The 24,462-nt window shown below is 70.0% G+C and carries 23 protein-coding genes; 12 read left to right on the top strand and 11 right to left on the bottom strand.

The genetic code is table 11. The annotated features are described in order from the left end of the window. Positions 1-8: 8 nt before the first annotated feature. The 3 genes from GVY39_RS23375 to GVY39_RS23365 are packed head-to-tail and all read right to left on the bottom strand — an operon-like array spanning position 9 to position 2,827. Positions 9-929: a ferritin-like domain-containing protein gene (locus GVY39_RS23375; protein ID WP_159928193.1), complete on the bottom strand. Its 921-nt coding sequence runs from the start codon at positions 927-929 to the stop codon at positions 9-11. A 7-nt stretch (positions 930-936) separates the two neighbouring features. Continuing rightward, the gene (locus GVY39_RS23370) at positions 937-1,839 is read right to left on the bottom strand and encodes an SDR family oxidoreductase (protein WP_159928093.1); all 903 of its coding nucleotides are present in this window, start codon (positions 1,837-1,839) and stop codon (positions 937-939) included. 1 nt (position 1,840) lies between these two features. Next, on the bottom strand, positions 1,841-2,827 hold the full coding sequence (locus tag GVY39_RS23365; protein WP_159928095.1) for an alpha/beta hydrolase: 987 nt from the start codon (positions 2,825-2,827) through the stop codon (positions 1,841-1,843). Between the two features lie 99 nt (positions 2,828-2,926). On the opposite strand from GVY39_RS23365, the gene GVY39_RS23360 reads away from it, so the two are divergent. After that, positions 2,927-3,499 carry a GrpB family protein gene (locus GVY39_RS23360; RefSeq protein WP_159928194.1) on the top strand — a complete coding sequence of 191 codons (573 nt, stop codon included), beginning with the start codon at positions 2,927-2,929 and terminating at the stop codon, positions 3,497-3,499. Between the two features lie 47 nt (positions 3,500-3,546). Here the strand turns inward: GVY39_RS23360 and GVY39_RS23355 are convergent, their stop codons facing one another. Both GVY39_RS23355 and ligD read right to left on the bottom strand, forming a co-directional pair. Further along, positions 3,547-4,497, bottom strand: coding sequence for a D-isomer specific 2-hydroxyacid dehydrogenase family protein (locus tag GVY39_RS23355; RefSeq protein WP_159928097.1), 951 nt, complete (start codon positions 4,495-4,497; stop codon positions 3,547-3,549). A gap of 112 nt (positions 4,498-4,609) precedes the next feature. After that, positions 4,610-5,578 carry a non-homologous end-joining DNA ligase gene (ligD, locus tag GVY39_RS23350; protein WP_159928099.1) on the bottom strand — a complete coding sequence of 323 codons (969 nt, stop codon included), beginning with the start codon at positions 5,576-5,578 and terminating at the stop codon, positions 4,610-4,612. Between the two features lie 123 nt (positions 5,579-5,701). On the opposite strand from ligD, the gene GVY39_RS23345 reads away from it, so the two are divergent. Together GVY39_RS23345 and GVY39_RS23340 are read left to right on the top strand one after the other, a co-directional pair. Further along, positions 5,702-5,941, top strand: coding sequence for a DUF6364 family protein (locus tag GVY39_RS23345; RefSeq protein WP_159928101.1), 240 nt, complete (start codon positions 5,702-5,704; stop codon positions 5,939-5,941). Beyond that, entirely contained in the window at positions 5,938-6,246 is a 309-nt protein-coding gene (locus tag GVY39_RS23340) for a hypothetical protein (RefSeq protein WP_223517727.1), read from the top strand. The genes GVY39_RS23345 and GVY39_RS23340 overlap by 4 nt, the downstream gene beginning before the upstream one ends. Before the next feature lie 42 nt (positions 6,247-6,288). On the opposite strand, the gene GVY39_RS23335 is transcribed toward GVY39_RS23340, so the two are convergent. The 6 genes from GVY39_RS23335 to GVY39_RS23310 all read right to left on the bottom strand — a co-directional run bounded on the left by GVY39_RS23335 (position 6,289) and on the right by GVY39_RS23310 (position 14,470). Then, positions 6,289-8,421 (bottom strand): ATP-dependent DNA helicase RecQ, encoded by a 2,133-nt coding sequence (locus GVY39_RS23335; RefSeq protein WP_159928103.1) that lies wholly within the window; start codon positions 8,419-8,421, stop codon positions 6,289-6,291. Between the two features lie 187 nt (positions 8,422-8,608). Next, a complete protein-coding gene (locus GVY39_RS23330) occupies positions 8,609-9,538 on the bottom strand; it encodes an alpha/beta fold hydrolase (protein ID WP_159928105.1) in 930 nt (309 codons plus the stop codon). Positions 9,539-9,771: 233 nt separating this feature from the next. Next, positions 9,772-10,995, bottom strand: a complete 1,224-nt coding sequence (locus tag GVY39_RS23325; RefSeq protein WP_159928107.1) for an RtcB family protein — start codon at positions 10,993-10,995, stop codon at positions 9,772-9,774. A 92-nt stretch (positions 10,996-11,087) separates the two neighbouring features. Then, positions 11,088-12,167, bottom strand: coding sequence for an amidohydrolase family protein (locus GVY39_RS23320; protein WP_159928109.1), 1,080 nt, complete (start codon positions 12,165-12,167; stop codon positions 11,088-11,090). 1 nt (position 12,168) lies between these two features. Further along, the gene (locus GVY39_RS23315; RefSeq protein WP_159928111.1) at positions 12,169-13,539 is read right to left on the bottom strand and encodes a glutamine synthetase family protein; all 1,371 of its coding nucleotides are present in this window, start codon (positions 13,537-13,539) and stop codon (positions 12,169-12,171) included. Between the two features lie 52 nt (positions 13,540-13,591). After that, the gene (locus GVY39_RS23310; protein WP_159928113.1) at positions 13,592-14,470 is read right to left on the bottom strand and encodes a ribokinase; all 879 of its coding nucleotides are present in this window, start codon (positions 14,468-14,470) and stop codon (positions 13,592-13,594) included. A gap of 111 nt (positions 14,471-14,581) precedes the next feature. Between GVY39_RS23310 and GVY39_RS23305 the strand changes: the two genes are divergently transcribed. The 9 genes from GVY39_RS23305 to GVY39_RS23265 all read left to right on the top strand — a co-directional run bounded on the left by GVY39_RS23305 (position 14,582) and on the right by GVY39_RS23265 (position 24,315). Continuing rightward, a complete protein-coding gene (locus GVY39_RS23305; RefSeq protein WP_159928115.1) occupies positions 14,582-15,847 on the top strand; it encodes a glutamate-5-semialdehyde dehydrogenase in 1,266 nt (421 codons plus the stop codon). A gap of 85 nt (positions 15,848-15,932) precedes the next feature. Then, positions 15,933-16,814, top strand: coding sequence for a MoxR family ATPase (locus GVY39_RS23300; protein WP_159928117.1), 882 nt, complete (start codon positions 15,933-15,935; stop codon positions 16,812-16,814). Positions 16,815-16,817: 3 nt separating this feature from the next. Then, complete coding sequence (locus GVY39_RS23295; RefSeq protein WP_159928119.1) at positions 16,818-18,245, top strand: VWA domain-containing protein; 1,428 nt, start codon at positions 16,818-16,820, stop codon at positions 18,243-18,245. Positions 18,246-18,254: 9 nt separating this feature from the next. Then, positions 18,255-18,614, top strand: coding sequence for an MmcQ/YjbR family DNA-binding protein (locus GVY39_RS23290; protein WP_159928121.1), 360 nt, complete (start codon positions 18,255-18,257; stop codon positions 18,612-18,614). A 36-nt stretch (positions 18,615-18,650) separates the two neighbouring features. Then, a complete protein-coding gene (locus GVY39_RS23285; protein ID WP_159928123.1) occupies positions 18,651-20,501 on the top strand; it encodes an HSP90 family protein in 1,851 nt (616 codons plus the stop codon). Between the two features lie 2 nt (positions 20,502-20,503). Beyond that, positions 20,504-22,465 carry a hypothetical protein gene (locus GVY39_RS23280; protein ID WP_201295317.1) on the top strand — a complete coding sequence of 654 codons (1,962 nt, stop codon included), beginning with the start codon at positions 20,504-20,506 and terminating at the stop codon, positions 22,463-22,465. Between the two features lie 110 nt (positions 22,466-22,575). Beyond that, positions 22,576-23,217: a nicotinate-nucleotide adenylyltransferase gene (nadD, locus tag GVY39_RS23275; protein ID WP_159928127.1), complete on the top strand. Its 642-nt coding sequence runs from the start codon at positions 22,576-22,578 to the stop codon at positions 23,215-23,217. A gap of 28 nt (positions 23,218-23,245) precedes the next feature. Beyond that, positions 23,246-23,659: a ribosome silencing factor gene (gene rsfS / locus GVY39_RS23270; protein ID WP_159928129.1), complete on the top strand. Its 414-nt coding sequence runs from the start codon at positions 23,246-23,248 to the stop codon at positions 23,657-23,659. Then, entirely contained in the window at positions 23,653-24,315 is a 663-nt protein-coding gene (locus tag GVY39_RS23265; RefSeq protein ID WP_159928196.1) for a histidine phosphatase family protein, read from the top strand. The genes rsfS and GVY39_RS23265 overlap by 7 nt, the downstream gene beginning before the upstream one ends. Positions 24,316-24,462: the final 147 nt, after the last annotated feature.

The raw sequence follows: 24,462 nt of genomic DNA, 5'->3' as shown, positions 1-24,462 counted from the left end.
ATTCCCTGTCATGCGGCGGGCTCGTAGGTCAGTTCCTTCGACCACGTCGGGTTGTTGCGCAGCAGTGCCCTCGGCAGCAACCCCGTGACCTTCACCAGCGCGTCGGCCACCAGGTGGTAGGGATGCCCGCGGTCGATCACCCAACCGCCGTGCGTCTTCACGATCTGGTACATCGGAAGCCTGCGGGCGAATTCGCTGCGCTCGCCGACGTTCGCGTACCGCTTGAGCGCGCCGTAGAGCTTCTCCTCGTCGACGCCCATCGCGACGATGTTGTCGCGCATCTTGTTCAGCAGCGGCACGTAGCTCAGCACGCCGATGATCAGCGAGGGCTTGGCCCAGCCGCCGACCAGGTCGATGAGCAGCTTGCGCATCTCGGCGTGCCCGAGCAGGTCCATCACGGCGAAATCGACGGCCAGGTGGCGGGATTCGTCGGAGTTGATCCTCTTGAACGCCGCCTGGCAGACCGGGTCCTCGATCTCGTCCATGATGAACTTGATCAGGGCGCCGTCCAGCGCGACCTCCAGCATGGGGATCACGGTGCCGAGGAACGACAGCGACATGTCGTCGGAGTATTTGTCCAGGAAGTCGATCACCAGCTTGACGTTGACGTTCGGCTGCGGGATCTCGTCACCGTCGAGCATGCCCCACCGGCGCATCAGCGCCAGCTCGGCGTTGGCGTGCTTCTGTTCCTCGGCGTGGAAGTAGCGGTAGATCTCGCGCAGCGTCTCCGTCGGCGCCTTCTTGGCCATTGCCGCGAAGCCGCGCGCGCCGACGTTCTCGATCCACATCAGATCGGCCATGAACGGCTTGAGCTTGGCGTGCAGTTCGGGCGTGATCGTCTCGGCGCCCGGTGCGTCCCAATCGATGTCGGCCAGCGCCCACTGGCGGTCCTTGATCTTGCGGAGCATGTCGTCGAAGTCCATCGCGATGGCCATGTCAGACTCCTGTCTTGTCGGTGACCGAGGTGCGGTCGGTGGTGGTCGAGTCGTCCTGTGGCAGCAGCCGCTCCAGGAGTCCGAGGACGTAGGTGTATTGGGCGGGGAAGTGCCGCTTGAGCAGCCATACGACGTGCGCGTCCAGCTGGGGCAGCACGTAGAGCTGCCCGCGGTCGTGCGCGTCCAGGGCGGTGCGTGCGACGCGTTCGGGGGAGAATCCGGTCCAGCGCATGAGGAAGTCGGCCAGCTGCGCGGATTCCTTGGTGATCCGGCCGTCCCTGGCGACGTTCGTACGAACGAACGTCGGGCACAGGACCGTGACCGCGACGCCGGTGCCGCTCAGTTCGGCGGCCATGGTCTCCGACAGCGACAGCACGCCCGCCTTGGACACGTTGTAGGCGGCCATCGAGGGGGCGGCGGCGAATCCGGCCGCCGAGGCGACGTTGATGATGCCGCCGGTCCCGGCGGCGCGCAGGCGTGGGGCGAAGATCTCGCAGCCGTGCACCACGCCCCACAGATTGATGCCCAGCGCCCACTGCCAGTCCTGGAAGCCGATGCGTCCGACGGGTTTTCCGCCGATCCCGACGCCCGCGTTGTTGATCACCAGACTGACCGGGCGCTCGAACAGCGTCTCGGCGAAGCGGGCGAGCAACTCCACGTCCTCGCGTTGCGCCACGTCGCAGCGGAATGCGTGCGCCGCGCCCGGATGGGCGCGTTCGATCAGGGCGACCGTTTCGTCGGCGCGCGCCTCATCGATGTCGGCGCAGATCACGCGGCCGCCGCGGGCCGCGATCTCCATCGCGAACGCCCGGCCGATGCCGCTGCCCGCGCCGGTGACCACGGCTCGCGCGCCGTGGGTGCGCCGGGTGCGGCCCAGGGCCACCAGTTTCTCGAGTCCGAACATCTCAGCTCACCTTTTTCGTGCCGGAGGTAGCGACCAGCGCCGCGCGCAGGAAGTCGGCGGCGCGGGCGAGGGCTTGGTCGGCCTCGGGCACCACCATGGGAAGGGCTTGGAAGACGTGCAGTTGCCCCGGCCAGATCTCCAGCTCGCAGGTGCCGCCCGCCCGCCGGACCATCTCGCACAGCGCCTGCGCGTCGGCGCCGAGCATCTCGGTGCCGCCGACTTGCACGAGGATCGGCGGCAGCGCGAGACCGTGCGGGATGGTCAGCCGCAGGCGCGCCGCGTCGGCGGGATGGCCGCTGGTGTAGGCCGCGGGCAGCCTGCGCGCGGCCGCGGCGGAGATCAACGGATCGGACCGGACACGTTCCCGCTCGGCCGCCAAGCCGAGGGTCAGATCCAGCAGCGGGGAGAACATCGCGACGGCGGCGGGCTGGGAGCGGCCGTTCCGCCCGTTCTCGACCAGCAGGTCCAGCGCCAGGTGCCCACCCGCGGAATCGCAGGCGATCACCATGTCCTCCGGGGCGATGCCACGGCCGAGCAGCCAGCGGTAGCCGGCCTCGATGTCGTCGGCCGCGGCTGGGAACCGGTGCTCGGGCGCGAGCCGGTAGTCGGTGAGGAACACCGGAAGCCCGGTCTTCTTCGAAAGCCGGGCCGCGAGACCACGATGTGTGCGAGCCGAGCAGATCACGTACCCGCTGCCGTGGATGTAGTAGACGGCCCGTGTACCGAACGGCACGCCGGCCGCCCGGACCCACTCGCCGCGCACCGCGCCCGACCGGACCTGGGTGACGGAAGTACCGGGTGGAACGGGACCGCCGACGGCCATCAGTGTGGCGATGAGCTTGCGTGCGAACCAGACACCGGGGGCATTCATCGGAACCGCGCAGTTCACCGGCCGCAATCCGAGCCGGGTCGCCGCGGCGGCGACGGTGGCGCGGGGCGAGGGCACGGCGGGAACGCCGGGGACCGAGGTCCTCGTTGACCTTGTCATGCGTCCAGAATCAGTGATGAATGTGCCAGTTGTCAATGGCACATTCCAAGAAGGCTGATTGGTGGTGCGCGGCCCGCCTTAAGGTGACATGTGGCCACAATGGACGACGACGACATCGCGGCGGTGACCATCGGCGAGTTGGAGCCCTACGCGGTCGAGGTCGTGCTGGAGGATTACAACCCCGCCTGGCCGAGTTGGTACGCCGAAGAGAAAGCCGCGATAGGCGCGGCGCTCGGCGGCGTGGCCCTCCGAATCGAGCACACCGGCTCCACGTCGGTGCCAGGTCTCGCGGCGAAGCCGTTGATCGACATTCTGCTGGTCGTTCCCGACACCGCCGACGAAGCCGCCTATATTCCGGCGCTCGAGGCCGCCGGGTATTCATTGCGGATACGGCAGGTGGACTGGTACCAGCATCGCTGTCTCGTCCGGCGGGTGGAAAGCGGTGCGCCGCGCAATGTGAACCTGCACGTGCTCTCGCCGGAGTCGGGCGCGGTGGAGATCGAGCGAATCCTCGCCTTCCGGGATCGGTTACGCGCGAACGACGACGACCGACGTTACTACGAGCGGACCAAACGTCAACTGGCCCTTCGCGAGTGGAAGTTCGTGCAGCACTACGCGAACGCCAAGAGCGCGGTCATCGAGGAGATTCTCGGACGTGCGCTGTCCGGTTGACGATTGCCTGCCGGGACGTGATCGGGCTGATGCCCGAAGGATTTTTGTCAGTACCCGCGCGCCGGATCGACCGGCGCCAGCAGGGGGCGGCCTTGGACGAATCGCTCGACGTTCTCCTCGACGTGATCGGCGAACGCCGCCAACCGCAGCTGGGGTGGGTTCGAATCATGCGGCGTGATGATGGCATTGGGCAGCGACCAGAGCGGATGACCCGCGGGCAGGGGCTCGGGATCGGTGACGTCGAGCCCGGCGCCGCCGATCGCGCCGCAGGCCAGCGCCGCCACCAGCGCGTCGGTGTCGATGAGGCTGCCGCGCGCGACGTTGATGATCCACGAGGACGGCTTCAACCGAGCGAGTTCGTCCGCGCCGATGAGATGCCGGGTAGCGGGAGTCGCGGGAGCGGCGACCACCACGTGATCGGTGTGCGGCCAGATCCGGCCCAGATGGTCGGCGGAAATCGTCTCGACCGACGGCGGAATGCCGGGGCCGGTGACCGGCCGCCCACTCCGGTTCACCGCGATGACGTGCGCGCCGAGCGGAATCAGCATCGGGATCAGCGCGCGGCCGATGCCGCCGGCGCCGACGATCGTCACCGTCTTGCCGCGCAGCGTGCCTACATGCGGAAAGAAGTCCTGTTGCCGCCAGTCCGCGGCGCGCAGATGCTCGGGCAGGTACCGCACGCCCGCGAGCAGCAGCATGAGCGCGTGCTCGGCCACGCTCGCCGCGAAAGCCCCTGCGGCCGAGGTGAATCGGACGCCGGGATGCCTGGCGATGACGCCCGCGGTGAACCAGTCCTCGATGCCCGCGGCCGGAAGCTGCACCCACTCCACACCGGCAGGCAGGTCCTGCGGGAACTCGTCGGGTTCACCGACCCAGACCAGCCCCTGCGCCTCGTCGAGGTCGGAGACGGTGGCGCCCGCCTCCACCACGGCTTTCTCCACCAGAGTGGGAGGAGGGTCGGTGGGGCCGATCGCGATGGTTACTGCCGGTCGGTTCATGGACGGACCTCCTTCGGAGCAGTAGGACGTGGTCGCGGGGGGTGAACGTTGCGACCGTAGCACCGCCCGGCATGCACCGGCCGGTGTGCTCGTTCCAGGCGCCCGGTCAGCTCTAGGCCCCGCTCTGCTCGTCGTCGAGCTCCACGTCCACCTTGTCCCGCTCGGCCCAGTCCAGGAGAGGATCCAGGTGGAACACCGCGTCGTCCATGCCCGCGTGCAGATCGCCGAGTTCGGCGAAACGCGGGGGAACGGAGGACATGGTGAAGTCGCGCGGGTCGATGTCGGGAATTTCGTCCCAGCGTACCGGGGTGGAGACCGTCGCGGCGGGGACGCCGCGCACCGAGTAGGCGGCGGCGATGGTGTGGTCGCGAGCGTTCTGGTTGTAGTCGACGAACAGCGTCTGCGGGTCGCGGTCGCGCCGCCACCAGGTGGTGGTCACGTCGTCGGGTGCGCGGCGCTCGACCTCACGGGCGAACGCGAGCGCCGCCCGGCGCACGTCCTGGAATCCCCAGTGCGGCGCGATCCGGACGTACACGTGCAGGCCCCTGCCGCCGGAGGTCTTCGGCCACCCGACGGCGCCGATCTCGTCGAGCACCTCGTGCACCACCCCGGCGACGCGCCGCACCCGCGACCAGGGGCATTCCGGCATCGGGTCGAGGTCGATGCGCCACTCGTCCGGACGCTCGGTGTCGGCGGCGCGGGAATTCCACGGATGGAACTCGACCGTCGACATCTGCACCGCCCAGATGACGTCGGCGAGTTTGTCGACGCACAGCTCGTCGGCGTGCCTGCCGTAGCGCGGAAAGAACACCCGCACAGTCGGAATCCAGTCCGGCGCGCCTGCGGGAAGCCGCTTCTGATGAACCTTGTCGCCCGCCAGGCCCTTGGGGAACCGGTGCAGCATGCAGGGCCGGTCACGCAGCGCGTTGACGATGCCGTCCCCGACACTCAGGTAGTACTGCACCAGATCGAGCTTGGTCGCGCCGGTCTCCGGGAAGTACACGCGGTCGGGGTTGGAAATACGGACTGTGTGGTCGCCGACTTCGAGCTCGATCGCCGACCCGGTGGATTTGGAGGCCACGGGTCGACCTTAGTGGGAGATCCGTAGGAAGTCCGTCCACAACCCGGAGCGAAGACGATGCGGCCGCACAACCGTGCTCGGGCTGGGTTCCCGGCATCGCACCGCTCTGGTATGCATACCGGTATGAGCAAGGCGACGCGTGTGACCGTCACACTGGACCCCCAGGTGGCCGAATGGGCCAGGGAAGCCGCCGATCGCCAGAACCGCAGCCTGTCGTCGGTGATCAACGCCGCGCTGCGCACCACGCTCGTGCACGACAGCCTGACCGCGCTGGTCATCGACGAGGAAGCCGAACTGGCCGCCGCATACGACGAAGTGGCGCTCACCGAGGCCGCCGAGGACGACGCCAGCGGCTCCGCATGAAACGCGGTGAGGTCTGGCGCTACGCCCCGACGCTCAGTGACGGCACACCTTTTCCCCGGCGCATGACGGTCGTATTGGTGTCCGATTCGGCGGTGATCACCTCGCGCTATCGCTGGCTGCACGTGGTCCCGCTGCGCGCCGCCGACCCCGGCCACGTGCTGGCCACCCACACCGAGCACGGCTGGGCAGACACCCTCGAACTGCACCGCGCGTATCGCCCGTGGCTCACCGAATACCTCGGTGTGCTCACCGCGTCCGAAACGGAATCCCTCGACGCGCGCCTGCGGGCGACGCTGAGTCTGTGAATCCAGCGCCTGCGGCGGCGCATGCTCAGCTGTACGGCGCCGTTACGTCGGGGTGGCCAGGGCGAAGGGCAGGATGGCGTCGGCTCCCGCGGCTCGGAGCGCGTGGGCGGCGACGGTGAAAGTCCAGCCGGTGTCGGTGATGGCGTCCACGAGCAGGATCGGGCCCGGCACGTCGGTCAGGTCGGGGATCTCCCAGGAATCGAACAGTCCGGCCACGCGATGTGCGGAGTTGGCCGCGGAGACCGGCGGCCTGCCCGGCCGGGTGCGCAGGGTGCCGAGGTCGCGCAGGCGGCCGACTTCGGCGAGCCGGGCGGCGAGAGTGGCGGTGAGAACCGGGTAGCGCGGGGACTCCATCGCGAGCACCGAGGTGGGGCGAGCTGCCCAATCCCACTCGCGTAGAACGGCGACGCAGGCGTCGAAGACCGCGTCGGGGACCGGGTCGTCCGGGCCGTCGAGCAGCGCTCGCAGCCGCTGCCCCCAGCCGAGGTCGGTCAGCCTGCCCAGTACGCGGCCGGTCTCGGCGCCGCCGCTGATCTTGCCGGACAAGGGAATTCCCAGCTTGGTCATGCCGGTGGGCCACTGCTTGCGCGGCGCGAGATCCAGGCCGGGGCGGTCGAGGCGAGCCTTGGTCTCGGCGACCGCGTCGGCAGCCACAGTGCGGTCGGGACGGCTGCCGGTGCAGTTGTCGCAGCGGCCGCAGCCTGGCGAATCCGCCGGTTCCGCGGACAGTCCCGGGTCGTCGAGCTGGCGGCGCAGGAACTCCATGCGGCAACCGGCGGTCGACTGATAGTCGATCATGGCCTGCTGCTCGGCCTCCCTGGCGATGGACAAGCGCTCGTAGCGCTCGGTGTCGTAGGTCCAGGGGCGGCCGGTGGCGATCCAACCGCCGCGCACGCGGCGCACCGCACCGTCGACGTCGAGCACCTTCAACACCATCTCCAGCCGGGAGCGGTTCAACTCCACCAGCGGCTCCAACGCCGCGGTGGACATCGCTCGTTCGGAATCGAGCGCCGCGAGGACGGCGCGCACGATGTGCTCGCGCGGGAAGGCGACGGAGGCGAAGTAGCTCCAGATCCGCGCGTCCTCGGGGCCGGGAAGCAAGACCACCTCGGCCCGGTCGGTGCCGCGTCCGGCCCGTCCCGCCTGCTGGTAGTAGGCGATGGGGGAGGAGGGCGCACCGACGTGCACCACGAACCCGAGGTCGGGCTTGTCGAACCCCATGCCGAGCGCTGAGGTGGCGATGAGTGCCTTGACCTCGTTGTTCAGCAGCGCCGCCTCCAGCGCCTCGCGTTCTGCGGGGTCGGTCTGGCCGGTGTAGGCGGCGACGGTGTGGCCGTGGGAGTTCAGCACATCGGCCAGGTCGTGCGCGGCGGCGACGGTGAGCGTGTAGACGATGCCGGAGCCGGACAGCCGGTGCAGGTGACCGCTGAGCCAAGCGGTGCGTTCCACGGCGTCGTCGAAGCGCACCACCGACAGGTGCAGCGACTCGCGATCCAGCGTGCCGCGCAGCACCAGGGTGTCGATGCCGATCTGGGTGGCGACGTCGGTGACCACCCGGTCGTTGGCGGTCGCCGTGGTCGCGAGCACCGGGACATCCGAGCCGAGATCGGCGATCAGCGTCCGGATGCGCCGGTAGTCCGGCCGGAAGTCGTGGCCCCAGTCCGAGACGCAGTGCGCTTCGTCGATCACCACCAGCCCGGCGTCGGCCGCGAGCCGGGGCAGCACCTGATCCCGGAAGTCCGGGTTGTTCAACCGCTCCGGGCTGACCAGCAGCACGTCGACCGCTCCGGCGGCGACCTGAGCGTGGATCTCGTCCCACTCGGTGACATTGCCGGAGTTGATCGTGGCGGCGACCACCCCGGCGCGCTGCGCCGCCGCGACCTGGTTGCGCATCAGCGCCAGCAGCGGCGACACGATCACCGTCGGCCCGCGTCCGGCCCTGCGCAGCAGCTTGGCGGCGATGAAGTACACCGCCGATTTTCCCCAGCCGGTGCGCTGCACGACCAGCGCCCTGCGCCGCCTGACGACGAGCGCCTCGATGGCGGTCCACTGGTCCTCCCGCAGCCGAGCGCCGGTCCCGGCCAGCTCGCGCAACAGCTGTTCGGCGTGCTCGCGCAGGTCGGGGGTGGTGAGGTCGATCGAAGACGCATCGGTCGCCTGGGTCATGCGCTCCATCGTGCCCCACGACTCCGACAGGCGGCGGCCCGGCCGACCGCCGCCGCGATCGACCGGGCCGACGCCACACGGCCCCGTCTGTCGCGGCTGTCCACCGGCACGGGGTCCTCGGCCACGCGAGCGGCGTTGTCCGGCTCGTCATGGAAATCTCCGGCGACTCGGAGCGCCGACGAGGCGGCGACCGTGTTCAGGCGGGCCGCGCGGTCGCCGCGGCCAACTCGATCAGCCGGGTCCGGACCAGGTCCGGACGCTCTTCCACGATGAAGTGGCCGCAGTCCTGGACCAGTTCCAGGCGGTAGTCCTCGGCGCGCGCGGTCTCCTCGGACGCGAGGGAAGGATGCACCGCCGCGTCCTCGACTCCGAACAGGGTGCGAATCGGGATCCGCGCTCGGCGTCGTTCGCCACGTCCGGCCGAGCGCGGGACTTCGCGCAGCAGGAACGTGCGGTAGGTGTCGGTCGCGGCGCGGGCGCAGACGGGGTCGCGGAAACGGTCCGTGTACACGCGAATCGCCTGGGGTCCGAACTTCTCGCGGTCGCGTACCGCGCCGGCGAAGACCAGTTCCAGGAAGCGGGTGTGCCGGTGCAGGTAGGCGCCGAAGGCCGCGATGGGCGGTTGGTACACCAGCAACCGCCACGCATGCGGGAGAAAGCTGCGCGGCGTCTGCCACGGGTGGGCGATATTGAGCGCCAGCAGCGCGTCGAATCGTTCCGGTTCCCGCAACACGAGCAGGTGGGCGATATAGCCGCCCCAATCGTGGCCGACCAGCAGGACGCGGTCCAGCCCGAGTGCATCCAGCAGTGCGAGCAGGTCGGAGGCGACGTCGTCTTTGGCCCACCGGTGCGGCGCGGGACCGGACCAGCCGTAGCCGGGCAGGTCGGGCGCGATGATCCGCAGCCCTTCCGGCGGATCGGCCAGCAGGTGACGGTAGGCGTAGTGATGCTCGGGCCAGCCGTGCAGCGCGAGCACCGGGCGTCCGTCCGCCGGACCAGCCTCGGTGAGGTGGAAACGCACGCCGCGGGCGCTCACGTGTGAGCGCCGCACGCCCGGGATCTCCGGCGGGCCGGCCGCCGGGTCGGACTCCGGAGCGGGTGAGAAGAACCAAGGCCGCCAGGGCATAAGCGATGGTATCGAGGAAGTCGCCCGGGGGGCCCTATCGGGCCCCGAGTGTCGCAGCGGCGGCAGCACCTCGCCGCCGTGGTCGGGACGCTCATCGGCCTGGTGGTGACGGCGATCGGAACCAGCTCGGCTGCCCGAACGAGCCGAATTCGCCGCCACCTCGAGGCGGCACGGGCCGTGAGTTCACGCCGGGCGAGTACGATGCGCCCGGCGCGAAGTCGGCAACGCGACGTTCAGCCCTTGACGCAGAGCACCTGGCGCAGCGTCGCGACCACGTCGACCAGATCCCGCTGTGCGTCGATGACCTCGTCGATGTCCTTGTACGCGGCCGGGATCTCGTCCACCACGCCCGCGTCCTTGCGCGACTCGACGCCCTCGGTCTGGGCGATGAGATCGGCCACGGTGAACTGCTTCTTGGCCGCGTTGCGGCTCATCCGCCGTCCCGCGCCATGCGAAGCCGACTGGAACGAAGCCGGATTCCCCTTGCCCCGCACGACGTAGGAGCGGGTACCCATCGAGCCGGGAATCAGCGCCAGATCACCCGCGCCCGCCCGCACGGCGCCCTTGCGGGTGACCAGCATCGGCACGCCGTCGATCAGTTCTTCCGCCACGTAATTGTGGTGGCACGAAATCGGCTGCTCGAAACGGACTCCGCGCTCGGCGAATTCGGCGGCGACCGCACGGCAGACCAGGGCCAGCATCACCGCGCGGTTGCGCGCCGCGTACTCCTGCGCCCAGGTGAGGTCGCGCCGGTATGCCTCCATCTCCGGCGTGCCGGAGACGAAGACCGCCAAGTCGCGGTCGGGCAGATCGACGTTGTGCGGCAGCGTCCGCGCGATCGCCATGTGCCGCTCGGCGAGTTCCTTGCCGATGTTGCGGCTGCCGGAGTGCAGCAGGATCCACACCCGCTCCTCGGAGTCCAGGCAGACCTCGATGAAGTGGTTGCCGCCGCCGAGCGTGCCCATCTGCTTGTGCGCCTTGGACTCTCGCGACTGCACCCGGGCGTCCAGCGCGCCGAACGAACCCCAGAAGCGGTCCCAGCCGGCACGCAGCGTCGCTGTGCTCGCGCCGAGCCCCGCGACCTGGGAACCGAGGCGGGTGACGTCGACGGCGTCGTGATGAGCTTGGAAGCCGACCGGCACCGCCGCCTCGATCCGCGACCGCAGCGAACGCAGGTTGTCGGGCAGGTCGGCCGCGGTGAGGTCGGTGCGCACGCTCTCCATGCCGCAGCCGATGTCCACGCCGACCGCGGCGGGCGACACCGCGTCCCGCATCGCGATCACCGAGCCGACCGTGGCCCCTTTGCCGAGGTGCACGTCCGGCATGACGCGGACGCCGTGGACCCATTTCAGCGCGGCGATGTTGCGCAGCTGCTGGAGCGCGGCCTGCTCGACCTCGTGCTCGTGGGCCCACATCAGCGTCTGCGCCTTGGTGCCGCGCAGCTCGACGGGAAACATGGTCGATCCTTCCGTTGGTCTTCCATATCAACGGTAGGGACCCACGGCGCGCGGCGCACCCGATTATCCGACCGGCCGGAATGGCTCGGAGATCACCCGGCGGTGTGCTCGAACCGCGCGCGATAGACGCGCTCGGCATTCCCGTGGGCGATGGCGCCGACCAGAGCTTCGGCGTCGGCGGTCGTGATCGCGTCGTCGGCGATCCACTCGTCGATGAGTTCGCCCAGCCCGCGCCGCCAGAGCAGGGCGCCCAGGTAGTGCAGCTCGGCGAGCCCGTAGCCGTCGGAGGAGTAGCACAGCGATCGGAAGGGAGCCAGTTCCAGGGTCTCGGCGAGCACGGCGCCGGCCCGTCGGCCCACGTAGGGGATGGTGAGGCCCAGATCAAGATGGACGTGGTCGAAGACGTGCGCGAGGTAAGCCGCATGGCGATGGAAGGGCCAGCAGTGCAGCAGCATCACCGACAGCCCGGTGCCCGCGCTGCGGCGCAGGAAGTCGGTGAGCAGCAGGGGGTCGCCGCGCCGCAGACGCAGATCGGGGTCGCCGAATCCGGTATGGAACTGCAAAGGGAGACCGAGTTCGGCGCCGATCCGCGCGCCGAGACCGACCAGCCAGCCGAGGACCTGTGGATCGGTGAGCCGGTGTTGCGGTGCGAAGCTGGTCGGTGGATGATCTCGCAGCGGGAAGTCCAGTCCGCATCGGTAGGCGACGATCGTCTTCAGCCCGACGGCGTCGGCCGCTCGCGCACGCAGCTGCGCCTCGATCCGCTCGTAGACCCCCGAGACCGCGCCGACCTGTGCGATCACTTGCTCGGCCACCTCCTCCAGCCGGACGACCTCCCGCACCTCGCCGTCCGCCAGCGCGGCGAAGTCCGCTGTGCCTCCGCCGATCCCGGTATCCAGGAACCATCGGGTCACGCCGGTCGCGCGCAGCAGCCGCGCGGCGACCTCGTGCGCGCCGAGCCGGTCGCGATGACGCAGGTAGACGTCCGGGCTGACATGCGCGGGCAGGTCGAGCGCGGGGGCGCACCAGCGGCGCACCGCCAGCCCGATCGCGGAATCGAAGCTCCCGTGCGCGCCTTCGCCGAGCAAGCTCTCGAAGCCCGGTCGATTCAAGGTGCGGGTGTGGACGCCGTGACAGTGGTGGTCGGTGAGCTGGACACCGTCGGTGAGCATGTCAGAACCGCCACCGCGTCAGGGCGGCCAGTTCTTCGGGGCTCGCGGCGGCGTACCGCTCGGCTTCGGCCCGGCGCACGGTGAGCAGCGCGTCGTGCAGTTCGGCGCCCATCGCGTCGGCGAGCACTCCGGACGCGGCGAGACGGTCGGCGGCGTCTGCCGGTGTGGTGGGAAGTCGGCGCACATCCGACATCATGCGTGCTTCGGCGTCGAAAGTCGCGGGGTCCCCGGTTATTTCGGCGGGCAGGCGCAGCTGTTCGGCGACGCCCGCGAGCCCGGCCGCGATCACCGATCCGACGATCACGTACGGGTTTCCGGTCGCGTCGAGGCATTTGACCTCGGCGTTGGCCGCCCACGGCTCGGTGCCGCGCACCCCGGTGACGAAGCGCAGCGCGGCCTCTCTGGTCTCGTGTCCCCAGCACTGCCAGACCCCCGCCCAGCGCGACGGCTCCAACCGCAGGAAGCTCGCCGGATTGCCCGCGCCGACGGCGACCAGCGCGGGCAGTTCGCGCAGCACTCCGGCCAGGAACGCCTCGCCGGTCCGCCGCATGCCGTGTGGTCCGTCGCCGCCGGCGAACAGCGGTCCGTCGTCGTCGGTCACCGACAGGTGCAGGTGCGCGCCGGAGCCGGAGCCGCCCGGTTCGATGCAGGGCGCGAGCAGCGCTCGCCAGCCGTGCCGCAGGCTCACTTGACGGATCGTGTGCCGGACCAGCACGGCCCGGTCCGCGGCGGCGACCGGCTCGGTCGGTTCGACCGACAACTCCAGTTGCGCGAGCGCGTATTCCGGGTGGAACTGGGCGACGGCGACGCCTTGCCGTTCCAGCGCCGTGACCAGGTCGTCGGCGTACTCGGCGACCTGCCCGAGGCGCACTATGCCGTAGGCGGGGCCGTGGATCGCGGGAGTGAAGCCGTCGGTGCCGTCGGCGCGTCCCACCGCCCATTCGGTCTCGAAGGCCATGGACAACCGCAGTCCGGCCGCCTGCGCCGCCGCCGTCTGGCGCGCCGCGAAGTGCCGCTGGCAGGCGACGAAGCGGGTGCCGTCCTGGGTGTACTTGTCGGTGGGCGCCCACGCCCATCCGGGCTGGCAGGCCAGCTCGGTCAGCATGGCCGGATCGGGGATGAGCCGCAGATCGCCGTCCGGCCCGCCGAGATAGCGCCCGACCGCCATCAGATCGTCGAAGGCAAAAGTCTCGAAGCACGGCGACACGCCGACGCCGTACCGGGCCGCCAGGTCCAGCCGCCGCCTGGGCACGGCCTTCACACGCGTGATGCCCGCGTTGTCCACGAAGCTCAACGCGACCATGGATACGTCCAGCCCCTCGATCGGCGCGGTGCCGCCGTCGGCGGGGATGCGATCCGGCGTGGTGGCCATGCCCGACACGATATCGGCTCGGCCGCACCGGTAGCCGCCGCGGCGCGCCTCGCTACTCGGCGGCCAGTGCGGCGGTGATCTCCTCTTCGGTGGGAATCGAACTGCTCGCCCCCAGCCGGGTCGTCGCCAGCGCTCCCGCGGCACAAGCCCAGGTCAGCGCCCATTTGGGACCGCGATGCCAGGCCGCGGCCAGCGCACCGGTGAAGGCGTCGCCAGCTCCGGTGGTGTCGACGACGTTCACCCGCGGGCTGGGCCGGGTCAGCCGTGCGCCGTCCGGGCCGCGATAGTCCGCGCCCGCCGCCCCACGGGTGACCACCACGTGCGCGACCGTGTCGAGCGCCGCGCCCAGGTGCGCGGCCTCGCCCGAATTCACCACGGCCACATCGATGTTCGCCCACAGCTCGGCGGGTACGGTGCGCACCGGCGAAGGGTTCAACAGCACCGTCGTGTCGTGTGCGCGGGCGTGGCGCGCCGCGGCGGCCACCGTGTCGACCGGAATCTCCCACTGGCACAACAGGATATCGGCGGCCGCGATCGCCGCCAGGTCGTCCTCGGTCAGCTCGGTCATCCGCGTGTTGGCGCCGCCGACGACGATGATGCTGTTCTCGCCGTCGCCGTCGACCACGATCGTGGCGACGCCGCTCGGCCCGGCCACGGTGCGCAGCCGGTCGGCCGAGACCCCGGCGTCGGTGAGCGTCCTGCTCAGTGCGCCGGCGAAGACGTCGTCGCCGACCGCCCCGAGGAAGCGCACCTCGCCACCCCCGCGCCGCGCCGCTATGGCCTGATTCGCGCCTTTCCCGCCGGGCACCATGGCGAAGCCGCTACCGAGCACCGTCTCACCGGGGGCGGGCCTGTGGTCGGTCGTGGTCACCAGGTCCATGTTGATGCTGCCCAGCACCACGATCGCCGGAGCGTTCGATTCGACCGTCATATCGCCGGAAGGTAGTCGCCCGGTCCGTGTCACGCACGCGGGCTCGCGCCCGCGCCACCGCGCGGCACAGCGGGTGGGATCGGCGGCGCCGCTGATGCGTAGGCTGTACCCATGACGGTAGGAACGACCACCCAGCCGGATGTTCGCGAGGTGGTGCACGAGGCCGCGCGCAAGGCCCGGGTCGCGTCGCGGGCGCTGGCCCGGCTGACGACCGCGCAGAAGAACGACGCCCTGCATGCCGCCGCCGACGCGTTGCTGGCCGCCGCCGACCGCGTGCTCGCCGCCAATGCCGAGGACATCGCCGCGGCGCAGGCCGCGGGCACCGAGGACTCGCTGCTGGACCGGCTGCGGCTGACCAAGCCCCGTATCGACGGCATCGCCTCGGGATTGCGGCAGGTGGCCGGGCTGCCCGACCCCGTCGGTGTGGTGGTGCGCGGCTCGACCCTGCCCAACGGGCTGGAGATCAAGCAGGTGCGCGTGCCGCTCGGCGTGGTCGGAATGGTGTACGAGGCCCGGCCGAACGTCACCGTCGACGCGTTCGGGCTCGCGCTCAAATCCGGCAACGCCGCCCTGCTGCGCGGCTCGTCCTCGGCGGCCCGGTCGAATGCCGCCCTCGTGGCCGTGCTGCGCGAATCGCTCGCCGCGCAGGATATCCCGGCCGACGCCGTGCAGTTGCTGCCGAGCGAGGACCGTTCCAGCGTCACCCATCTGATCCAGGCCCGCGGCTTGGTCGACGTGGTCATTCCGCGCGGTGGCGCCGGGTTGATCAACGCGGTCGTGCGCGACGCGCAGGTGCCCACCATCGAGACCGGCACCGGCAACTGCCACGTCTACGTGCACGCCGCCGCCGATCTCGACATGGCCGAGCAGATCCTGATCAACGCCAAGACTCGCCGTCCCAGCGTGTGCAACGCGGCCGAGACCGTGCTGATCGACGCCGCGATCGCGGATACCGCGCTGCCGCGGCTCACCGCGGCCTTGGAGCGGCACGGCGTCACCATCCACGGTGACCTGCCGGGCCAGGTTCCGGCCTCCGACGCCGACTGGGGCGAGGAGTACCTCACCCTGGACATCGCGCTCAAAGTGGTCGACGGCCTGGACGCGGCGGTGGAGCACATCGACACCTGGGGCACCGGTCACACCGAGGCCATCGTCACCGGTGATCTCGCCGCGGCGCGCGAGTTCACCGGTCGTGTCGACGCCGCCGCCGTGATGGTCAACGCCTCCACCGCGTTCACCGACGGCGAGCAGTTCGGCTTCGGCGCCGAGATCGGCATCTCCACCCAGAAGCTGCACGCGCGCGGCCCGATGGCCCTGCCGGAATTGACCTCCACCAAGTGGATCGTCTGGGGCGAAGGACAGATCCGGCCCGTCTGAGCCGCGAGCGTGGGCGTGAACGATGCCGAGTCGGCGTCGTCGCCGCGCTGCCGTAGCGTGGGGATGGTCGGAAGAAAGGTGCCGGGTGGTGTCGGAGAGCGCAGTACAGGAACCGGTCTTCTCGTCGGTGGAAGACGTGGTCGAACGGTTGGCGAGCACGGGCTACCTGGCGGACAAGGCCACCGCCACCTCGGTGTTCCTCGCCGACCGCTTGGGCAAGCCGCTGCTGATCGAGGGACCGGCGGGTGTGGGCAAGACCGAGCTGGCGCGCGCGGTCGCGCAGACTTCGGGCGCCGAGCTGGTGCGGTTGCAGTGCTATGAGGGCGTCGATGAGGCCCGCGCGCTGTACGAGTGGAACCACGCCAAGCAGATTCTGCGCATCCAGGCTTCCAGTGAGAACGACTGGGAGGAGACGAAGGCCGACGTCTTCACCGAGGAGTTCCTGCTCTCGCGCCCGCTGCTCACCGCGATCCGGCGCACCGACCCCACGGTGCTGCTGATCGACGAGACCGACAAGGCCGACGTCGAGATCGAGGGCCTGCTGCTCGAGGTGCTCAGCGATTTCGCGGTGACGGTGCCGGAACTGGGCACCATCACCGCCAGCCGCAAGCCGTTCGTGGTGTTGACCTCGAACGCCACCCGCGAGCTGTCCGAGGCGCTCAAGCGCCGCTGCCTGTACCTGCACCTGGATTTTCCCGACGAGGAGCTGGAGCGGCGCATCCTGGCCAGCCGGGTACCCGAGCTGTCGGCGGCGGTGGCCGCGCAGCTGGTGCGGATCGTGCACGTCCTGCGCGGGATGCAGTTGAAGAAGCTGCCCTCGGTGGCCGAGTCGATCGACTGGGGCCGGACCCTGCTCGCGCTCGGCTTGCGGGATCTGGACGACACGACCGTGCGCGCCACCCTCGGCGTGGTGCTCAAACACCAGAGCGACCACCAGCGCGCGCTGGCCGAACTGAAGCTGGCCTGAACCATGGCGACCGGATCGGTCCCCCCGGATGTCGCGTCGCTGAGCGCGCCGCACGGGCTGGCGGGGCATCTGGTCGGCTTCGTGGAGGCGCTGCGAGTGCGGGGGATACCGGTCGGACCTTCGGAGACGGTGGATGCGGGCCGGGTGGTGACCGTGCTCGACCTGATGGACCGCGAGGTGCTGCGCGAAGGACTGGCCTGCGCACTGCTGCGGCGAACCACCCACCGGGCAACCTTCGACGGGCTGTTCGACCTGTGGTTCCCGGTCGCGCTCGGAGAACGCGCTCGCACGGTGGACGAGGTCGAGATCCCGCACACGCCTGCCGGGCAGGTGGACATCCCCGCGCTGCGTGAGCTGCTCGCCGAACTGCTGGCACAGGAGTCGGCGACCCCGCAGCTGGAGGCGCTGGCCGCGCAACTGGTCGAGCAACTCGGCCAGTACCAATCCGCCCGCGGTCCTTCGTTCTCGTCGTACCAGGCGCTGAAAGAGGTGCAGCCGCAGACGTTGCTGGCGAAGATCCTCGCGGGTATGGCCCTCGGACCGGATGCGAGCGAGTTCGACGCCGAAATCGCCCGGCGCGCCGCTCGGCAGCGCATCACCGGTTTCCGCGCGACCGTCGAAGCCGAGACGCGGCGGCGGGTCGCCGAACGGATCGGCCGCGAACGGGTGGCGACCTACGGAGTCGCCCGCCAAGCCGAGGACGTCGACTTCCTGCGCGCCTCGGAGGCCGAACTCACCGAGCTCAAGCGCAGTACCCAGCGGTTGGCCCGCATTCTGGCCGCGCGCCTGGCCGCACGGCGCAGGCACGCTCACCGCGGCGCCATCGATCTGCGCCGTACGCTGCGCGCGTCCATGTCGACCGGCGGGGTCCCCATTGATCTGGTGCACCGTAAGCCGCGGCCGGGACGCCCCGAACTGGTACTGCTGTGCGACGTCTCCGGTTCGGTGGCCGGCTTCAGCAGCTTCACGCTGTTGCTGGTGAGCGCGCTGCGCGAACAGTTCTCCCGGGTGCGTATCTTCGCCTTCGTCGACCAGATCGATGAGGTGACCCGATTCTTCGATCCGCACACCCAACTGGATCGGGCGATGGCCAGGATCTTCGGTGAGGCGAGCGTCGTCGGCCTGGACGGGCACTCCGACTACGGCAATGCGCTGGCCGGGTTCGCCAGGGATTTCCCGGACGCCGTCACGAGCCGCAGTTCGCTGCTGATCCTCGGCGACGCACGCACGAACTACCGTGATCCCGAGCTGAACACTTTGCGGTCGCTGGTCGGGGTCGCCAAGCACGCGCACTGGCTCAATCCGGAACCGCGCAATCAGTGGGGCTCCGGCGATTCCGCCGCGGACAAGTACCGCGAGGTGATCGAGATGCACGAATGCCGCTCGGCCAAACAGCTCACCGCGGTCGTCTCGCGGCTGCTGCCGGTGTAGGAGACGAGCATGGACGACGCCGCGCTGCTGCGCTATTGCCTGGCCAAGCCGGGCGCCTGGCAGGACGAGCCGTGGGAGGGCGACGTCGTCGCCAAGGTCGGCGACAAGATCTTCGCGTTCCTCGGCGCGACGTCGGTCGGCGTGAAATGTGGACGGACCCGCGAAGAGGCCGACGAACTGGTCCGGGTGTACCCGCAGGACGTGGCGGCGTCGGCCTACATCGGACGGTATGGCTGGAACGTCGTCCAGCTCGCCGGGGCCGTTCCGGACGACGAACTGTACGAACTCGTCGACCTCTCCTACGAGGCCGTCGTGAGCAAGCTGCCGAAGAGCAAGCGCCCCAGCGCCGGACCGGAAAGCGTTCGTTAAGGGAACCTTTGGCGCGCGCCGACAAGATCGGCGGCCATGGTGAACAGTACGCCCAACGGTCCGGCGGCGGTGCACGACAACTATTCGTTCCAGGTCGACCTGCGCGGGATCGTCGATCTGCTCTCTCATCACCTCTACTCGAGTCCGCGGGTCTATCTGCGCGAGCTGCTGCAGAATGCCGTCGACGCGGTCACCGCGCGCGCCCGGCTGGATTCGGGCGCGCCCACCGCGATACGGCTCACCCTGGACGAGTCCGGCCTGCGCGTCAGTGATCCCGGCATCGGTTTGACCGAGACCGACGTCCACCGGTTCCTCGCCACCATCGGCCGCTCGTCCAAACGCGACGAGATCGAGGGCGCACGACGAGAGTTCCTCGGACAGTTCGGCATCGGACTGCTGGCTTGCTTCACCGTCGCCGAGACCATCCGGGTGGTCACCCGATCGGCCACCGACACGACCGCACCGCCTGTCGAGTGGTCGGCCTCCGCCGACGGCACGTACTCGGTGCGCTCGCTCCATCCGGGCGACCACGCCGAGCCGGGCACCACGGTGTGGCTCACTCCCCGCGGGGGAGCGCGGGCGTGGTTCCAGCCGCAACGGGTGATCGATCTGGCCCGTGAATTCGGCTCGCTGCTGCCCTATGCGGTGACGGTGGAGTCGGACGGCGTCGTGACGACGATCACCGACGGGGTTCCGGTCTGGCGGCGCGCGTATCCGACGGCGGGCGAGCGCAGGGCCGCTCTGCTCGAATACGGTCACCGGAGGCTGGGCTTCCAGCCGCTCGATGTGATCGACCTCGATGCCGGGGCTGCCGGGGTCAGCGGCGTGGCCTATGTGCTGTCCCAGCCGGGGAACCCGTCGGAGAGCAGCGCGCATCGGGTGTACCTGAAAGGAATGTTGCTCGGCGACGCGGTGCGCGGCGTGCTGCCGGACTGGGCGTTCTTCGTGCGCTGTGTGATCGACACCGACACGCTGCGGCCCACCGCGTCGCGGGAGGCGCTCTACGAGGACGAGCGGCTGGCCGTCGTCCGCGAGGTGCTCGGCGATCGGATCCGGGACTGGCTCACCGAGATCGCCGCCGAACAACCGCAGCGCCTGGCCGCGTTCCTGTCGGTGCACGCACTCGGGGTCAAGGCGATGGCGGGCCATTCGGTCGACCTGCTGCGCATCATGCTGCCCCATCTGAGTTTCGAGACCACAGACGGGCGCGTGCCGCTCACCGAGTTCGCCCGCAATCACCGCACCGTGCGAGTGACCTCCACAGTCGAGGAGTTCCGCCAGGTGGCCTCTACCGCCGCGGCACAGGGCATCGGCGTCGTCAACGGCGGCTACGCCTACGACCGCGAGCTGATCATGCAGCTGCCCCGGTTGCTGGCGGGCGTCGAGGTGGTCGAACTGGACGCCGACGCGATCACCGCGGCACTCGACCCGGTCGACCCGGACGACGAATTGGCGCTGGCCCGGGTACTCGCGCTGGCGCGCACCACGCTCGATCCGCTCTCCTGCGACGTGATCGTGCGAGCCTTCCATCCGGTCTCGGTGCCCGCGCTCTACCTCGACGGGCGCGCCGCCCGCAACGAACGGGCCAGGGCGCAGACGGCCGAGGACGCCGACGAACTGTGGACCGAGATCCTCGGCGCACTGGCGGTCACCGCGCCGCGTGCACAGCTCGTGCTCAACCACCGCAGCCCGATCGTGCGCAGGCTGGCCCGTATCGGTGACTCGGGCTTCCTGAAGACGGCGGTGGAATCGCTGTACGGCCAAGCCTTGCTGATGACCCACCGTCCGCTCAGCGCCGCGGATACGGCATTGCTCAACCGCGCCTTCGGCGAATTCCTCGGTTGGGCCACCCAGCGTGCCGCCGACCGCGGCGAAGAGACGGAGTGAGCATGGACGCCACCGAGATCAACGCGGCGCTGGGACAGGTCTACGCGCTGCCGCACGGCCGGACTCGGACGGAGCGGCTGGAAACATTGGCCGCGGCCGCGAAATCGGGAGCCGATCGCGCGCTCGAAGGCAGGGTGCTGCTGGAACTGGCGCAGTCCTACACCTACGCGGGCGAGCGCGATCTGGTGCCTGTCGCATACGGCAGGTTGCTGCGCATCTACGACGATCACCCCGCCGAGCTGGGCTCCATGACGCACTCGGTGCACTGGTACCTGAAATGGATGACCTGGGGAATGGTCGACAACCCGTCGATACCGTTGTCCACGATCGACCACTGGTTCGACGAGTTGGACAGCAGATATCGGCAGCGCGGCTACAGTCCGCGCCCGGTGCTGGCGCTGCGCTCCGAACTCGCGCGCAAGATCGGTGACAGCGCGGCCGCCGCCGCGTGGCTGGAAGCGGCGATGGCCGCTCCGCGCGACAGCATGTCCGACTGTGACGCCTGCGAACGCAGCGAGTGGGGCGTGACGAGCGTGCATTGCGGCGACGACGAGGGCGGCCTGGCGCACTGGCAACCCGTGCTCGACGGCGATCGGACCTGCGCCGAAGAACCGCACCGCGTGCTGGCCGAGGCCTTGCTTCCACTGGTGCGCACCGGTCGCGCCGCCGCCGCGCGCGGCGCCCATCTGACCGGGTACCCGCTGGTCCGGCACACCGAGGACCTCCGTCCCTCGGTGGCGCTGCACGTCGAATTCTGCGCGTTGACCGGTAACGAAGCGCGCGGGCTGGAGATCCTCGCCGAACACGCGAGCTGGCTGACCGATTCCGGCGCCGACGCGGGCGCGCGGCTGGCGTTCGCGACCGGCGTGTGCGTGCTGCTGCGCAGATTGGTGACGCTGCGGCTGGGCGACCTTCCCCTGGCGGGCGCGACGGTGGAGTCGGTGCGCGCGGATCTGGAAGTCGAGATCGGCGCGCTGTGCGCCCGCTACGACGCTCGCAACGGCAACGGCGCGGTCAGCTTGCGCACGGCCGCCCGGCTCGCCGCCGAGCCGCTGCTGGACCGGCTGCCACTCGGTTTGCGCAGCACACTGCCGCGCGCGGGCCGCGGTCCCGGCAGCGTTGCGTCGGGCGACGACTTCTCCGGCGACCGGGCCGCGGAGGTGCGCAAGCTGTCCGAACTCGCCGCCGCCCGGCTCGCCGATACGCCCGAGGAGGCGGAAGCGCATCTGCGGGAAGCGCTCGCGCTCGGGACACCGGTACTGACCATGCAGGAGGCCGCCCGGTTGGGTGCGCAGCTGGTCATCGCCATCGCGAGCCAACCGGACCGTGAGCTCGATCTGGCCGACGCCGCGGTGCGCGCCGCCGCCCGCTGGGAGGGGCTGTCCGAACCGGACGTGCTGCATCACACCCTCGTCGCCGCGCGCGCGTTCCACCGCGCCGAGCGCCACGGCGAGGCCGTCGCCTTGTTCGAACAGGCTCTGGTCAGCGGCGCGCTCCCGTACCCGTCCGGCGAGCTGGCGGTGGTGCGCGCGCAGTTCGGCCGATCCCTGAACGCGCTGGACCGCCACCGCGACGCCGCGCGCCAATTTCTCGAAGGAGCACGGCTCGTCGAGCACGATCCGGAACGGACGCGTCTGCACGCCGACCTCGCCTCGTCGGCCGCCACCGCGCTCGAGTACTGCGGGCAGGAAGCGGAAGCCGTGGCGGCCTATCACCGCGCCGCCGAGCTGTGGGCCGGGCTGGGTGCGGTGGCGCAGCGGGCGCGGTGCCTGCGGTCGGCGGCCTGGCTCCAAGTGTTCCGCGAAGCCGATCCCCAACTGTGGCTCACATCGATGCGGGCGCTGACCAGCGAACTGGCCGAGTCGGCCGAACAGTCGGCCGAGGCGGCCGGGGAACTCGCGCACACCCGCGCTCAGCTGGCTCGAATGCTGCAGATCGGCGGCATCACCGAAACCACCGCCTGAGACGCCACCGGATACGCGGAGGGCTGGAGTGCGGGCGGGCGTCCCCAGTCGGGGGTCCGCCCGCTGACCGGCCCGTGGGGGCCGCACGCTACCCGTTAAGCTCGGCAGTCATGCACGAGACAGGTCGGCGCGGCCGCAAGCTCGGGGTGATGGGCGGCACGTTCGACCCCATCCACCACGGGCACCTGGTCGCCGCCAGCGAGGTCGCTCACCGGTTCGACCTGGACGAAGTGATCTTCGTCCCCACCGGACAGCCCTGGCAGAAGGCACACGAGCAGGTCAGCCCGGCCGAGGACCGGTACCTGATGACCGTCATCGCCACCGCCTCCAACCCGCGATTCTCGGTCAGCCGCGCGGACATCGACCGCGGCAAGGTCACCTACACCGTGGACACGCTGCGGGAGATGCAATCGAAGTATCCCGGCGCCGAGCTGTACTTCATCACCGGTGCGGACGCGTTGGCCAGCATCCTCACATGGCAGGATTGGGCGGAACTGTTCGAACTGGCGAAGTTCGTCGGGGTGAGCCGTCCGGGGTACGAGCTGAACACCGATCATCTCGAGGAGCATCTGCGGGATCTTCCGGCCGATGCGGTGACCATGATCGAGATCCCGGCGCTGGCGATCTCGTCGAGCGAATGCCGTCGCCGCGCCGCCGAGAACCGGCCGGTGTGGTACCTCGTCCCCGACGGCGTGGTGCAGTACATATCGAAGCGGCACCTGTATGTGCCCGGAGCAGCGGAAGGTAGCTGAGCGTGAGCGAGCGCAGCGAGGTGCGGGCATGACCGCGACCGCGGAGTCGGTGGAGATCGCGCAGGTCGCCGCGCGGGCCGCCGACGAGAAACTGGCGTCCGACGTGGTGGTGCTCGACGTGTCCGAGCAGTTGGTGATCACCGACTGCTTCGTGATCGCCTCCGCACCCAACGAACGTCAGGTGAACGCCATCGTCGACAACGTGGAGGAGAAGCTCCGCGCGGCCGGGCACAAGCCGGTGCGGCGCGAGGGCACCCGCGAAGGCCGCTGGGCGCTGCTGGACTACGTCGACGTCGTCGTGCACATCCAGCACAACGACGAGCGCAATTTCTATGCGCTGGAACGTTTGTGGAAGGACTGCCCGGTCGTGCCGGTCGCGGGCATCACCGGGGCCGCGCCGGACAAGCGCGCCGCTGCGACGGAGGACGAGGCGCGATCGTGAGCAGACATGCCGGCGTGCGCACCCTGATCCTCCTGCGCCACGGGCAAACCGAATGGAACGCTGCCGACCGTATGCAAGGCCAGATCGATACCGATCTCACCGAACTCGGTCGCAGACAGGCCAAAGAGGCTGCGCGGGAGCTGGTTTCGCGTAACGCCATCGCGATCCACTCCTCGGATCTGCGCCGGGCCTTCGACACCGCGACGGCACTGGCCGAGCACACCGGGCTCACCGTGGTCCCCGACGCGCGGCTGCGGGAGACCAATCTCGGTGATTGGGAGGGGTTGACCCATCTGGAGGTCGACGCCGACTACCCGGGCGCGCGCATGGCATGGCGGCTGGACGCGCGCTACACCCCGCCCAACGGGGAGAGCAAACTCGAGGTCGGCGCGCGGTCGCTGCCGGTCGTACGGGAGTTGCTGGTCGGGCGGCAGGATTGGCCCGGCCGGACTATCATCCTGGTGGCGCACGGCGGGCTGATCGCCGCCCTCACGGCCGCGCTGCTGGACCTGCCGCCGCAGAACTGGCCGATCCTGGGCGGATTGGCCAACACCAGCTGGGTGCAGCTCAGCAGTCACGGCCCGAGCATCGAACAGCCCGGCTGGCGTCTGGATGTGTGGAACGCGGCGGCGAAGGTAGCACCGGATGTCCTCTGAAGATCCGATCAGATCGGTCCCGGACGAACTGTTCCGTAAGGTGTCGGCGAGACCTGAGCGGCAGTTGCCGGACGCCTTGTTCGGCGGTCCGCCACCGGCGTCTCGCGAACCCGAGGCAACGTCCGAGCGGCCGTCGGGCGCGGAATC

It is taken from the genome of Nocardia sp. CY15 (assembly GCF_009829295.1).
Taxonomy (GTDB): Bacteria; Actinomycetota; Actinomycetes; order Mycobacteriales; family Mycobacteriaceae; genus Nocardia; species Nocardia sputi.
Note: the sequence above shows the minus strand (reverse complement) of the source record. Positions and strands in the feature narration are given on the sequence as shown.

Coding starts and splice junctions, on each gene's coding strand:
- GVY39_RS23360 (WP_159928194.1), top strand. CDS start 2,927: ATGGACGACGACGACATCGCGGCGGTGACCATCGGCGAGTTGGAGCCC.
- GVY39_RS23340 (WP_223517727.1), top strand. CDS start 5,938: ATGAAACGCGGTGAGGTCTGGCGCTACGCCCCGACGCTCAGTGACGGC.
- GVY39_RS23345 (WP_159928101.1), top strand. CDS start 5,702: ATGAGCAAGGCGACGCGTGTGACCGTCACACTGGACCCCCAGGTGGCC.
- GVY39_RS23365 (WP_159928095.1), bottom strand. CDS start 2,827: ATGACAAGGTCAACGAGGACCTCGGTCCCCGGCGTTCCCGCCGTGCCC.
- GVY39_RS23370 (WP_159928093.1), bottom strand. CDS start 1,839: ATGTTCGGACTCGAGAAACTGGTGGCCCTGGGCCGCACCCGGCGCACC.
- GVY39_RS23330 (WP_159928105.1), bottom strand. CDS start 9,538: ATGCCCTGGCGGCCTTGGTTCTTCTCACCCGCTCCGGAGTCCGACCCG.
- GVY39_RS23290 (WP_159928121.1), top strand. CDS start 18,255: ATGGACGACGCCGCGCTGCTGCGCTATTGCCTGGCCAAGCCGGGCGCC.
- GVY39_RS23335 (WP_159928103.1), bottom strand. CDS start 8,421: ATGGAGCGCATGACCCAGGCGACCGATGCGTCTTCGATCGACCTCACC.
- GVY39_RS23305 (WP_159928115.1), top strand. CDS start 14,582: ATGACGGTAGGAACGACCACCCAGCCGGATGTTCGCGAGGTGGTGCAC.
- rsfS (WP_159928129.1), top strand. CDS start 23,246: ATGACCGCGACCGCGGAGTCGGTGGAGATCGCGCAGGTCGCCGCGCGG.
- GVY39_RS23315 (WP_159928111.1), bottom strand. CDS start 13,539: ATGGCCACCACGCCGGATCGCATCCCCGCCGACGGCGGCACCGCGCCG.
- GVY39_RS23310 (WP_159928113.1), bottom strand. CDS start 14,470: ATGACGGTCGAATCGAACGCTCCGGCGATCGTGGTGCTGGGCAGCATC.
- GVY39_RS23355 (WP_159928097.1), bottom strand. CDS start 4,497: ATGAACCGACCGGCAGTAACCATCGCGATCGGCCCCACCGACCCTCCT.
- GVY39_RS23295 (WP_159928119.1), top strand. CDS start 16,818: ATGGCGACCGGATCGGTCCCCCCGGATGTCGCGTCGCTGAGCGCGCCG.
- nadD (WP_159928127.1), top strand. CDS start 22,576: ATGCACGAGACAGGTCGGCGCGGCCGCAAGCTCGGGGTGATGGGCGGC.
- GVY39_RS23285 (WP_159928123.1), top strand. CDS start 18,651: ATGGTGAACAGTACGCCCAACGGTCCGGCGGCGGTGCACGACAACTAT.
- GVY39_RS23320 (WP_159928109.1), bottom strand. CDS start 12,167: ATGCTCACCGACGGTGTCCAGCTCACCGACCACCACTGTCACGGCGTC.
- GVY39_RS23325 (WP_159928107.1), bottom strand. CDS start 10,995: ATGTTTCCCGTCGAGCTGCGCGGCACCAAGGCGCAGACGCTGATGTGG.
- GVY39_RS23280 (WP_201295317.1), top strand. CDS start 20,504: ATGGACGCCACCGAGATCAACGCGGCGCTGGGACAGGTCTACGCGCTG.